This is a genomic window from Kitasatospora sp. NPDC022856 (genome assembly GCF_055561235.1).
The window spans coordinates 25893-38294 of the sequence record NZ_JBVHHE010000018.1 but is presented as its reverse complement, the minus strand read 5'-3'; the positions used below and the strand labels follow the sequence as shown (position 1 = coordinate 38294).

10 protein-coding genes are annotated in these 12402 nt (G+C 73.0%); 2 read left to right on the top strand and 8 right to left on the bottom strand.

Annotated elements, in window-relative coordinates:
• Positions 1-311: 311 nt before the first annotated feature.
• Positions 312-1094: a glucosamine-6-phosphate deaminase gene (gene nagB, locus ACZ34W_RS23410; protein WP_329491001.1), complete on the bottom strand. Its 783-nt coding sequence runs from the start codon at positions 1092-1094 to the stop codon at positions 312-314.
• Positions 1095-1462: 368 nt separating this feature from the next.
• The gene (locus ACZ34W_RS23405; protein WP_359809799.1) at positions 1463-2458 is read right to left on the bottom strand and encodes a 2-hydroxyacid dehydrogenase; all 996 of its coding nucleotides are present in this window, start codon (positions 2456-2458) and stop codon (positions 1463-1465) included.
• A 474-nt stretch (positions 2459-2932) separates the two neighbouring features.
• Between ACZ34W_RS23405 and melC1 the strand changes: the two genes are divergently transcribed.
• A complete protein-coding gene (gene melC1 / locus ACZ34W_RS23400; protein WP_329491003.1) occupies positions 2933-3337 on the top strand; it encodes an apotyrosinase chaperone MelC1 in 405 nt (134 codons plus the stop codon).
• Positions 3338-3393: 56 nt separating this feature from the next.
• Positions 3394-4221 carry a tyrosinase MelC2 gene (melC2, locus tag ACZ34W_RS23395; protein ID WP_465606743.1) on the top strand — a complete coding sequence of 276 codons (828 nt, stop codon included), beginning with the start codon at positions 3394-3396 and terminating at the stop codon, positions 4219-4221.
• Between the two features lie 87 nt (positions 4222-4308).
• Here the strand turns inward: melC2 and ACZ34W_RS23390 are convergent, their stop codons facing one another.
• The 6 genes from ACZ34W_RS23390 to ACZ34W_RS23365 all read right to left on the bottom strand — a co-directional run bounded on the left by ACZ34W_RS23390 (position 4309) and on the right by ACZ34W_RS23365 (position 12275).
• Positions 4309-5334 (bottom strand): 6-phosphofructokinase, encoded by a 1026-nt coding sequence (locus tag ACZ34W_RS23390; protein WP_329491007.1) that lies wholly within the window; start codon positions 5332-5334, stop codon positions 4309-4311.
• A gap of 351 nt (positions 5335-5685) precedes the next feature.
• On the bottom strand, positions 5686-6414 hold the full coding sequence (locus tag ACZ34W_RS23385; RefSeq protein WP_329491008.1) for a type 1 glutamine amidotransferase: 729 nt from the start codon (positions 6412-6414) through the stop codon (positions 5686-5688).
• A gap of 43 nt (positions 6415-6457) precedes the next feature.
• Positions 6458-7720: a MurT ligase domain-containing protein gene (locus ACZ34W_RS23380; protein ID WP_329491009.1), complete on the bottom strand. Its 1263-nt coding sequence runs from the start codon at positions 7718-7720 to the stop codon at positions 6458-6460.
• Between the two features lie 378 nt (positions 7721-8098).
• A complete protein-coding gene (locus ACZ34W_RS23375) occupies positions 8099-9526 on the bottom strand; it encodes a GNAT family N-acetyltransferase (RefSeq protein WP_465606739.1) in 1428 nt (475 codons plus the stop codon).
• A 76-nt stretch (positions 9527-9602) separates the two neighbouring features.
• Positions 9603-11039 (bottom strand): pyridoxal phosphate-dependent decarboxylase family protein, encoded by a 1437-nt coding sequence (locus tag ACZ34W_RS23370; protein WP_465606737.1) that lies wholly within the window; start codon positions 11037-11039, stop codon positions 9603-9605.
• Positions 11040-11159: 120 nt separating this feature from the next.
• Positions 11160-12275 (bottom strand): hypothetical protein, encoded by a 1116-nt coding sequence (locus ACZ34W_RS23365; protein WP_329491012.1) that lies wholly within the window; start codon positions 12273-12275, stop codon positions 11160-11162.
• Positions 12276-12402: the final 127 nt, after the last annotated feature.

Sequence of the window (12402 nt, the reverse complement as noted above, 5' to 3'; positions counted from 1 at the left end):
TCGGTCACGCCGCCCGCTCGGCGGGCCCGGTAGCCGAGGACACGCGCACAGTTACCCACGGCGACACTGTTGGTGCACGGATGACCCACGCGCACAGCCTGCCGCTCACCCGTTCGGCCCAGGGCCCGTGCGGTGGAGGCCCGTTCGGGGGCTCGGCGGGCCGCTCGCCCCGGATCGCCGGACGGTCCCGCCGACGCACCGCGCCGTGTCGGGTGCGGCGGCGCGGGGGAACGCCGAGGACCCGTCACCGCGGGTGGTGACGGGTCCTCGGCGGCGGGGCTCCGGTTCCACCGGGTGGCCCCGGCCTCGTGTCAGAGGCCCTGCCAGGCGGGCTTGGCGGCGTAGGTGTCGCGGAAGTAGTCGGCGAGCTTGAGGCCGGAGGCGGCCGCCTCGTCGACGACGACGGTGGCGTGCGGGTGCAGCTGCAGGGCCGAGGCGGGCACCATCGCGGACAGCGGGCCCTCCACCGCGAGGGCGACGGCCTCGGCCTTGGCCTCACCGGTGGCGAGCAGCACCAGGTGGCGGGCCTCCAGGATGGTGCCGATGCCCTGGGTGAGCACGTGGTGCGGGACTTCGTCGAGGCTGTCGAAGAACCGGGCGTTGTCCTCGCGGGTCTGCCGGGTCAGCGTCTTGATGCGGGTGCGCGAGGCGAGCGAGGAGCACGGCTCGTTGAAGCCGATGTGGCCGTCGGTGCCGATGCCGAGCAGCTGGAGGTCGACCCCGCCGGCCTCGGCGAGCGCGCGGTCGTACGCCGCCGCGGCCGCGGCGATGTCCGGCGCGTTGCCGTCCGGCCCGAGGAAGGACGCCTCGGTCAGGCCGAGCGGCCCGACGACCTCGCGCAGGACCACCGAGCGGTACGACTCGGGGTGGCCGGCCGGGAGGCCGACGTACTCGTCCAGCTGGCAGACGCGTGCGCGGGAGGCGTCCAGGGTCCCGGCCTGCACGCGGGCGGCCAGTGCCTGGTAGATCGGCGTCGGGGTGGAGCCGGTTGCCACCCCGAGCAGGGCGTCGGGCTTGTCGGTCAGCAGATCGGCGATCGCCGCGGCGATGAGGCTGCCTCCGGCGGCAGCGTCGGGCACGATCACGATTTCCATACGGATAGCCATTTCTGGAGAGCGACGTAGAGGTCTAGACCACATTCTGCCGCGAATTCCTCCCCCAGGTCCATTCCGTTCCCCCGGGCGTCCCGGAGGGTGGTCGGCCCCGCCCGGGCGGGGCGGGGCCCGGGCGGTCGGCGGGCTCCTCGGGGGGTGGCCCCCGGAGCACGCCGTCGACGTCGCCCCGTACGTGCGCCAGGGTCATGTCGTCGGCTGCGACGCGTTCAGTCCAGGCCGACGCGCAGGCCGTCCTGCGGGCGGACACGCTCGACCCGAACGCACTCGCGGGACGGCGACGGCATCGCGTGCCCGGACCTCCCCGGGCCGAAGGACCGCAAGCCGGGTCCCCGCCGGGCACCCCGGGGTCAGTTCCGCGGTACCAGGGTGTTCTCGCTGCGCCGGCCGGCTTCGAAGTCGTCGACGTTGCGGACCGTCGCCTCGATGATCTGGCCGACGGCGGTGTGCGTGAAGTAGGCCTGGTGGGAGGTGATCAGGACCTGCGGGAAGGTGACCAGCCGGGCGAGCGTGTCGTCGCTGACGCCCTCGACCGAGCGGTCGTAGAAGAAGACGCCGGTCTCCTCCTCGTAGACGTCCAGACCGACCCCGGACAGCCGGCCGGCGCGCAGCGTCTCGACCAGGGCGGTGGTGTCGACGAGGCCGCCGCGGCTGGAGTTGATCAGGATCGCGTCGTCCTTCATCAGGGCGAGCGCCGCGCCGTCGATCACGTGGTGGGTGCTCGGGACCAGCGGGACGTGCAGGCTGATCAGGTCGCTGCGGGCGAGCAGTTCGGCGCGGTCCACGTAGGTCATGCCGAGCGCGGTGCACGCGGGGTTCTCCGCGATGTCCCAGCCGAGCAGCTCGGTGCCGAAGCCGTGGGCGATCCGGGCGAAGCACTCGCCGATCTTGCCGGTGCCGAGGACGCCGACCGTCATCCCGTGGATGTCGCGGCCCAGCAGCCCGTCCAGCCGGAAGTCGAACTCGCGGGAGCGGTTGGTGGCCCGGGTGAGCCGCCGGTTCACCGCGAGCGCCAGCGCCCAGGCGTGTTCGGCGACGGCGTACGGGCTGTAGTACGAGACCCGGGCGACGGTGAGGCCGAGCTCGGCGGCGGCGTCCAGGTCGATGTTGTTGAAGCCGGTGGAGCGCTGCGCGATCAGCTCGGTGCCGCCGGATGCGAGCAGGCCGAGCGTCCGGGCGTCCAGGACGTCGTTGACGCTGCTGCTGACCGCGCGGTGCCCGGCCGCCAGCGGGGCGGTGTCGCGGTCGAGGAAGACCGCCAGGCTGCGCAGCGCGTGGCGCTCGGCGAAGGCCTTCTCCAGCAGGGGCCGCTCATCTTGTTGGACGCCGTAGGCGAGGATCTCCATCCCGTCACGCTACCGAGCCGTCCCGCTCCGACGCCCCCGACGCGTCGGGGCGTCGCGCCCACCGGACGAATCGACAGTTGTGGCCGGTGGCACCGGGGTTCGGCCACCGACGGCCGGAGGGAGGCCGTCCCATCGCGCCATTCCGGCCGGGTGGTGCGGGTCACCGAGGAAGGGTCGGGGGCGAAGGATCTTCGGTGCGGGATCTGCACAGCGTGAAGATCGATCCGGGTCTGACGATCATTCAGTGGAGAAACGGGAGATCTTCCTGGGGCGTCCGAGGCGTGGGCAGTCGGGGGATGGCTGAATCCGCGCCAACCGTACGTACCCCCGCCGATCGGCAGTTCACTAGGTCGAGTTGCCCTGCGAGCATCGAAACAGCGAGCACGATCATGAAATCGCCTCGCATTAACGTTTCTGCAAGCTTTTCTGAACGGCGCCCCAACACCAGACGGGGTGCCCAAGGGGGGTACCACCATGTCCGAAGACACCCATGCCTCGGAGCTGACCCGGCGGCGGATGCTGCAGGGGGCCGCCGTGGCCCTGACCGCGGCCGCCGGCACCGTCGTGCTCGGCGTCGCCGGTCCGACCAGCAAGTCGGCGACGGCGGCCGACCCGGGTGCGTCCGACACCTTCGACGAGGTCTTCCAGGGCCGTCGCATCCAGGGCCGCCCGGTCACCGACGGCAGCAGCCACCACCACGGCGGCGCCGGCTACTCGGTGCGGATCGACGGCGACGAGCTGCACATGATGCGCAACGCGGACGGCACCTGGATCAGCGTCGTCAACCACTACCAGACCTTCGCCACGCCGCGCGCGCTCGCCCGCGCGGCCGTCAGCGAGCTGCAGGGCGCCACGCTCGTGCCGATCGCGACGGTCTGAGCACCGAGTCCGAACACCCGGACCAGGAACTCCACTTCACACCCAAGGGGGGACTCATGGCAGTCCGCAAGAACCAGGCGACCCTGACGGCCCAGGAGAAGCGCGCCTTCGTCAACGCCGTGCTCGAACTCAAGCGCAACGGCGGTTACGACTCCTTCGTCACGACCCACAACAACTTCATCATCAGCGACACCGACAACGGCGAGCGGGTCGGCCACCGTTCGCCGTCCTTCCTGCCCTGGCACCGGCGCTTCCTGCTCCAGTTCGAGGAGGCCCTGCAGGCGATCGACCCGACCGTCACCCTCCCGTACTGGGACTGGACGGCGGACCGCACCACCACCGCCTCGATCTGGGGCGCCGACTTCATGGGCGGCAACGGCCGCAGCAGCGACGGCCAGGTGACCACCGGGCCGTTCGCCTTCTCCGGCGGCAACTGGGCGCTGAACGTGCGGCCGGACAGCCGCACCTTCCTGCGGCGCCAGTTCGGCGCCTCGGTCGCCCAGCTGCCGACCCGCGCCGAGGCCACCGGTGTGCTGGCGATCGCCGCGTACGACGCCGCGCCGTGGAACAGCGCCTCGGACGGCTTCCGCAACAACCTGGAGGGCTGGCGCGGGGTCAACCTGCACAACCGGGTGCACGTCTGGGTCGGCGGTCACATGACCACCGGCATGTCGCCCAACGACCCGGTGTTCTGGCTGCACCACTGTTTCATCGACAAGCTCTGGTCGGAGTGGCAGAAGCTCCACCCGTCGTCCACCTACCTGCCGGCGGCCGGCACGGCGAACGTGGTCGACCTCAACGAGACCATGAAGCCGTGGAACGACGTGACCCCGGCGGACATGCTCGACCACACCGCCCGCTACACCTACGACACCGGCTTCTGACCGGCCGCGCGCCGACCTGACGCCCGCACGAGACGGCGCCGGCCCCCGAGCGGTTGCTCGGGGGCCGGCGGCCGTGGTCGGGTCTGGTCAGATGACCGTCTCCGCCTCCAGGTAACGCTCCTGCGGCACGGTCTTGAGCTCGGCGACGGCCTCGCCGATCGGCACCAGGTTGATGTTGGTGCCCTGCAGTGCGGTGATGTGGCCGAAGGCGCCCTTGTGGACGGCCTCCACGGCGTGCCAGCCGAACCGGGTGGCCAGCACCCGGTCGTACGCGGTCGGGGTGCCGCCGCGCTGGGTGTGGCCGAGGATCACCGGGCGGGCCTCCTTGCCGAGCCGGTGCTCCAGCTCCCGGGAGAGCTGGGTGGCGATGCCGGTGAACCGCTCGTGGCCGTAGATGTCCTTGCTGCCCTCTTCCCAGTGCATGGTGCCGGGCTCGGGCTTGGCGCCCTCGGCGCAGACCACGATCGCGAACTTCTTCTGCCGGTCGAAGCGCTCGCGGACGACGGCCGTGAGCTTGTCGATGTGGAACGGGCGCTCCGGGACGACGATCGCGTGGGCGCCGGCGGCCATGCCCGCGTTGAGCGCGATCCAGCCGGTGTGCCGGCCCATGACCTCGACGACCATGACCCGCTGGTGCGACTCGGCCGTGGTCTTCAGCCGGTCCAGCGCGTCGGTGGCGACCGAGACCGCGGTGTCGAAGCCGAAGGTGACATCGGTGCACGCGATGTCGTTGTCGATGGTCTTCGGCACGCCGACGATCGGCAGACCGGCGTCGCTCATCAGCTTGGCGGCCTTGAGGGTGCCCTCGCCGCCGATCGGGATGACCGCGTCCAGACCGAGGTCGGCGCAGTACCGCTTGGCGCGCTCGACGCCGTCCCGCAGATGGCTCGGCTGCACTCGCGAGGAGCCGAGGATGGTGCCGCCCTGGGCGAGGATGCCGCTCACCGAGTCCAGGGTCAGGGGGCGGTGGACGCCCTCCAGGAAACCTCGCCAGCCGTCCTCGAACCCGATGATCTCGTCGCCGTGGTCGACCACCCCCCGGTGGACCACGGAGCGGATCACCGCATTCAGGCCGGGGCAGTCACCGCCGCTGGTCAGCACTCCAATACGCATTGCTTTGCAACTCCCGAGCAGAACCGAGGAACGGCCGGACTACAGGCTGGGACGACGAACCGTCACCGTAGCGGTCGGTTCCCACACCGTGATGGCGGGGAGATGACCGAGGGGTGAAGGACCGGTCGATCCGGACAGAACGCCCGAAAACGACCGTGCAGTCGAGCATACGACCCCTGCGTCCGGCCGGGCAGGAGCCGACGCGGGAGCGGCGCCGTCGGCGCCCCCGCGCGGAAGTGCAGCCTGCTGCCGAGGAGGGTGTGCAGCCGGCATCCCCATTGTCGTACGTCCGGGCCCGCCCGTGGACCGGATGACCGCATCGCGGGCACCCGGTCGGAGCGGGCCGGCGTACTACGCGGGGCGCGAAGTGGCCGCGATGCGCTCGGCGCGCAGCGCGTCGTACCAGGTGGTGTCGGCCGGCGGCAGGGCGTTCACGTCCAGCGCCAGCTTGATCAGCATGTCCGCGACCGCGGGATTGCGGGCCATCACGGGGCCGTGCAGGTACGTCCCGAAGACGGTGTCCCGCCAGGCGCCCTCGGTGCCGTCACCGGTGCCGTTGCCCCGGCCCGCGGTGACGGTGGCCAGCGGCTGGACGCCCTGGCCGAGGTGCGTGATGCCCTGGTGGTTCTCGAAACCGGTCAGCTGCGGCAGGGCCAGGCGCGGGTCGACGTCGGCGAGCACGTCGCCGACGCAGCGGGCGCCCTCGCCGCGGGTGGTCCAGACGTCGAGCAGGCCGAGGCCCGGTTCGCGCTCGCCGAGGTCGTTGACGAACTCGTGGCCGAGGATCTGGTAGCCGGCGCAGACGGCGAAGATGATCGCGCCGTTCTCGGCGGCCCGGACCAGCCCGCTGTCGCCCCGCAGGCGCTCGGCGGCCAGCCGCTGCGGCCGGTCCTCACCGCCGCCGATCAGGTAGATGTCACCGCTGGTGGGCACCGCCTGGTCGGAGCGGACGTCGATCCTGGTCACGTTGAGGTGGCGCTGGCGGGCCCGGCGCTCCACGACCAGGGCGTTGCCCCGGTCGCCGTAGGTGCTGAGCAGGTCGGGGTAGACCCAGACCACGCGCAGGCTGCTCTCACTCATCCTCGAAGGCCTTCCGTCGTGAAGTGGGCTGCTGGGCCGGGCATCAGCCGGCCACGACCTTCCGCAGCTGCTGGAAGGCGGTGTAGTTGGCGATCGCCTCGATCCGGCCGGGCGGGGCCATCCGGACGGCCTGCTCCAGCGAGTCCACCACGTGGAACTGCAGCCCGGCGACCTCCAGGCGGACGGCGAGGTCCAGCTTGCGCTGGCCCATCACGAAGACCGGGTGCCCGGCGAGGCGCTCGTAGTCGACGTCCCAGAGCCACGAGGTGTCGGTTCCGTCGGCGTCGAGCGCGTTGACGGAGAGGATCACCGGCGCCGGCGGGCCGTCGATCAGCGAGAAGGTCTCCAGCCAGCCGGCCGGGTTCTTGGCGAGCAGCAGCCTGATGTCCCGGCCCTGGTACTGGACCACGTCGTAGCGGCCGGCCACGGCCGTCACCGACTGCATCCGCTCCAGCGCGACCTGCGGCGGGACGCCGAAGACGGCGGCCACGGCGGCGGAGCTGGTGGCGTTGGCCAGGTTGGCGCGGCCGGGCAGCTGGAGCTGGATCGGCCAGGCGCCGCGCTGCGGGTCGATCACGTGGGTGCCCTGGAGCGCCCAGTGCGGGTTGGGGCGCCGGAAGCCGCAGTCCTGGCAGAACCAGTCGTCGCCGGGGCGCTGCATCACGCCGCCGCAGGCGGGGCAGGACCAGGCGTCCTCCTTCCAGGCCTGTCCGGCGGCCACCCAGACCACCTTCTTGCAGGAGGAGGCGGCCCAGGTCACCAGCGGGTCGTCGGCGTTGGCGATGACCACGGCCTCGGTGTCCTGGAGGCCCTCGCGCCACTTCTCGGCCATCATCCGGGTCTCGGCGGCGCGGTCCAGCTGGTCGCGCGAGAGGTTGAGCAGGGCGATCGCCTTGGGGTGGGTGTCACGGGCCACTCCGGCCAGGTACTTCTCGTCCACCTCGATGACGCCGAAGCGGGCGTCCGTGCCGCCGGCCAGGGCGGAGGTGATGCCGGCCGGCATGTTGGCGCCCAGGGCGTTGGAGACCACCGGGCCGGCGGCGCGCAGCGCCTCGGCGATCAGCCGGGTGGTCGTGGTCTTGCCGTTGGTGGCACTGACCAGCACGACGTCCAGGTGGTCGGCGAGGGTGGCGAGCAGGTCGGGGTCGAGCCTCAGGGCGATCTTGCCGCCGATCACCGAGCCGCTGCCTCGGCCCGCCTTCTGGGACAGGGCGGCGGCCACCTTGCCGGCCGTGACCGCGATCTTGGCGCGGGCGGGCAGCGAGGCGTCGCGTGCGCCTGTGGGCTCCGATTCGGTGCCTGCCATGCTCAGTGGTTCCTCCTTGCTGCGGCACCGCCCGGGGCCGGATAACGGGCCGTCGGGCGGCGGGGACGGGGCCAGCCTACCGACTCCGCCGCCCGGCTCGACGCTCCGGACCCCGCGCCGCCTGCTGCGACGGCGCCGGCTGCCTCGTCGGCGCCGCTCTGACGTGGCGTCAGAACGGGCGGTGTACGGAGGGGCCTTGCCCTGCGGGGGACGCCTCGGCCGGGCCGGTCGGTTCCCCCGGTGCGCGCCTGCGAAGGGCCCGCCGAGCCGCCCGGCGGCGCGGGTCCGGGCCGGGCGCGCGACGGTCCGGGCGGCGTGATCGCCGCCCGGACCGGTGTGCGTGCCGAGGCCCGCGGTGAGGATCCGGTGAAGACCGGACTACCTGCCCGGCCGGGTGGGCCAGGGCACGGGCAGCTCCTCGGCGGCCTCCGCCAGGTGCGCGGTGATCACCAGGGTGCCCTCCTCGACCTGGTAGTCCAGTGGCGCGGCCAGCTTGCGCATGGTGGCGATCAGCCCGGTGTTGGAGGAGTGGGTGACGGCGTAGACCGTCTGCACCCCGGCCTCCAGCGCCAGCGCGGCCATCCGCCGCATCAGGTCGAGCCCCAGCCCGCGCCGCTGCCAGTCGTCCTCGACCAGCACCGCGACCTCGGCGCTGCCGTCGTCCCACATCAGGTGCCCGAGGGCGACGATCCGCCCGTCGGGGGCCTCGACCGTGAGGGTCTGGCCGTGCCGGGCGTCCAGTAGGTGGTCCAGATAGCGGTCGGCGTCCCGGACCGGGCCGTGGTAGCGCCGGCGCAGGGTCTCCGGGGAGCAGCGCCCGTGCATCGCCAGCGCCGCTTCCCGGTCGCCCTCGTCCGCGCGCCGCACGGTCAGGTCCGCCCCGGCGGGCAGCCGCAGCCGGGCCCGGACGTCCGGCACCCGGGGGCCGAGCAGGGTGTCCAGCTCGACCAGGGCCTGGGCCCGGGCGAACTCGGTCGGGGTGAACGGCAGGTGCGGGCGGCTGAGCTCGATGAGGTCGCCGGAGGGCACCGGCAGCCGCATCAGGTGCCCGTCCACCCCGGCGCCGCCGCGCCGGGCCGCGCCCGGGTACTGCCGGATGGCGCACTGCCCGAACAGCCGACGCAGCGCGATCGGCAGCTCGGCGGCGTCCAGCGCGGTGCGGGTCGCCAGTGCCAGGACGTGGGTGGGCACGTCCACCAGGTCGTGCGCGTCGGCCGGGTCGGTCCAGATGTCGTGCCCGCCGGCCGACGCCACCAGCGCGGCCAGGTCGGTCCGGGTGAGGGCGTGCGGGGCCCGGACGAAGAACTCGTCCACGGTGCCGTTCGGCAGCGGGTGGGACTGCATCGAGATGATGTTGACCTGCCGCTCGGCGAAGGCCGTGCAGACCCGGGCCAGACTGCCGGGGGAGTCCTGCACCGTGGTGCGGACCCGCCAGAGCGCGGTCTGCTCGAAGTCGGCCAGCGGCCCCTTCAGCCCCTCCGCCGCGTCCGGCGCGGGCGGACCCGGGGGCGCCGGCGCGTCCGGGGCCGGCGGGCCGTGCAGATGGTGCCGGTGTGACCACCAGGTGTGGAACAGCGCCGTGGCGAGCAGGGCCACCGCCGAGGCGGCGAGCACCACCGGGCCCTCCGGGCCGTGCACGACGAGCTTGGCCACCAGGTCGGCGGCGGTCACCGAGAGGAAGACCGCGGCCAGCTCTACGGTGTCGCGGCGCCAGCGGTGGGTTCTGGCGCCGCGCCGTTGGGCACGGGAGGGGGTCGGCGAGTGGTCGGTGGATTCGGTCGTCGTCAGAGGCTCCGTGTGCTCCATGCCATCAATCTGCCGCTCCGGTGTTTCGCGATCACGAATCCCCCGTGACCTGTCGGTAAATGTCTCCGGGCCTCGGTTACCGCTGCTCGCCGGCGAGCAGTTCGGCCGCGGCCGACTTCACCTCGGTGAGCAGCAGGGCGAGGTCCGCCTCGGTGGTCGCGGCGTTCAACAGGCAGGCGCGCAGCATCTCGTGGCCGTCGAGCCGGGCGCCGGTGACGAAGACCCGGCCGCGCCGCTGCACCGCGGTCGGCAGCTCCCGGTTGAGCGCGTCCAGCGCGGCGCCGTCCAGGCCGGCGGCGCGGTGACGGAACGCCACGATCGAGGTCTGCACCTCGGCCAGCAGCTCCAACTCGTCGTCCGCCTCGACGAGTTCCCCGAGGTGGCGGGCCAGCGCGGTGCACCGGGCGATGTCCCGGGCGATGCCGTCGCGGCCCCGGTGGGCGATGGTGGCCCAGACCTTGAGGGCGCGGAAGGGGCGGGTCTGCTCGGTGCCGTACTCGGAGAACCAGCCGAGCGCCCCGGCGGCCTCGTCGCGCAGGTAGGGCGGCACCAGGCTGAAGGTGGCGCGCAGCTCCTCGGTGTCGCGCACCAGCGCGCAGCCGCAGTCCACCGGGACGCCGAGCCACTTGTGCGGGTCGAGGGCGAGTGAGTCGGCCCGCGCCAGCCCGGCGTAGCGGTGGGCGATCAGCGGGTCCAGCACGCCGAAGGCCCCGTACGCGCCGTCCACGTGCAGCCAGAGGCGCTGCTCGGCGCAGACGTCGGCGATCGGCCCGAAGGCGTCCACGGCGCCGGTGCCGACCGTGCCGGCGGAGGCCACCACCAGGAACGGCAGCAGTCCGGCGGCCCGGTCCCGCTCGATCGCGGCCCGCAGGACGGCCGGGTCGAGCCGGCCGTCGGGGCCGGTGGCGACGGTGCGCAGGTGCCTGCTGCCCAGGCCGAGCAGCTCGGCGGCCTTGCGCACGCACGAGTGCGTCTCGCCGGTGACGTAGCCGACCAGCGGCGGCAGCCCGGCGAGGCCGTCCTCGCGGACGTCCCACCCGGCCGCGCGGGCGGCCCGGTCGCGGGCGGCGGCGAGGCAGACGATGGTCGCCATCGAGGTGCCCGAGGTGAGCAGCCCACCGCCGGCCGGGTGGGGGAAGCCGACCAGCTCGGCGATCCAGCGGACCACGGCCCGCTCCAGGTGGACGTCGGCGTGGTCGCCGCCGGCCGAGCTGGGGTTCATGGCGGACGCGGCGAGGGTGGCGAGCACGCCGGCCGGCGCGGGGGCGGAGTTCACCCAGCCGAAGAACCGCGGGTTGCCGTTGCCCATCGGGTACGGCAGCACCTCCGCGTCGATGGCGGTGAGCAGCTCGGTGAGCGGCCGGCCGGCCGCGGGTAGCGGCGCGTCCAGCAGGGCCTGCCGGGAGCTGTCGTCCATCGGCTGCCAGACCGGGCGCGCGGGCAGGTCGGCGAGGTAGTCGCTGACCAGGTCGGCGGCGGCGTGCGCGGCGGCGCGGAAGTCCTCGGAGGTCACGGCGGGCTCCAGGTGGTACGGGGCCTGGTGGCGCGGCGTCCTCGGCGCACCCGGATCAGCCCGATCCTACGAAAGCGGGCCCGCGCCGTGCGGCGCGGGCCCGGTCCTGGGGGGAGGGGGTCAGTCCAGGGAGGCGGAGAGCCCGCTCGCCGAGCGGCAGTAGCCCTGCATCTCCTTGTTCGTGATCTTGGCGCAGAGCCGGCCGGCCGCGCCGCCGTCGGTGTAGTTGACCGTGTAGTAGCTGACCAGGCCCTCGGCGCAGGCCTTGCGCTGCCAGCCGTCGGCGGCGGTCGCGCACTGCTCGGCGGCCCAGTCCTCGCGGTCCAGGTTGTACTTCATGGTCCGCGAGCCGACGCCCCGGCTGCAGTCCACCGCGCCGCCGCTCGCCTTGCCGTTGAGGCACCACTTCAGCGCCTCGCCGTAGACCTCGGGGTGGTTCGGGTAGTCGTGCGAGGAGAGGAAGAAGGTCGGCGCGTAGAAGTAGCAGGCGGACTGGTAGAGGGCCGGCTGGTCCTTGCACGGGTAGAGCGGGTCCTGCGCGAGCTTGTCGGCGGGCAGGTTCGCCTTCGCCTTCTCGTCCTCCTCGTCCGGGCCGAAGAGCTGCATGAACAGGCCCTCCGAGCAGCGGATCCGGTTCTGGTCGGTGGTGAACTTGTTGCAGAGGTCGCGGGCCTTGGCCACGTCCTGCTTGGCGACGAACATCGTGCCGTGCCCGACGCCGTGGATGCAGGGGCCGGTGTTCTTGGGCGCGCAGAGCTTGAGCAGGTCCACCTCGGGCTGGGCGGAGGCGTTCAGCATCTCCTCGACCGCGCCGTGCAGGTAGCCGGCCGCGCAGGTCTCGTGGGGGAAGGAGATGACCTTCTGGAAGTCGGCGTTGTACCGCTTGACCGCCTCGTGCCCGAGCTCGTGCGCGATCGGGTGGCAGAACCGGACGGTGTACGGCAGCTGCTTGGTGATCCGGTCGAGGTCCGCCAGCGCCACCCCCGGGTCGCTCGCCTGCATCTCGGCCATCATCTTGTTGCGCAGCGTCGAGCGGGTCCAGACCGCCGGGTCACCGGTCGGGGTGGCCGTCGCGGCGCCGCCGACGGGGGGTGCGTTGGAGCCGGCCGCGGTGGCGGCGCCGGGGGCGGTCGCCGAGGTGCTCGTCGCGGGGGTCCAGTCGGTGACGGCCACCGACCCGAGGCCCAGCACTCCCAGCAGGAGGGCGGTGAGAATCGCGAAGACTCGCGGCTGCATGGCGGAGATCCCCCGGCGGATCGAGACGGACGGTTCGCTCCCCATCCTGACGCCACGGGGGCGGGAATCCGCGTTTTGGGCAGCCATTCGGGAGGTGTCGGCGACGCTATCGCACGTCGCACCCGGT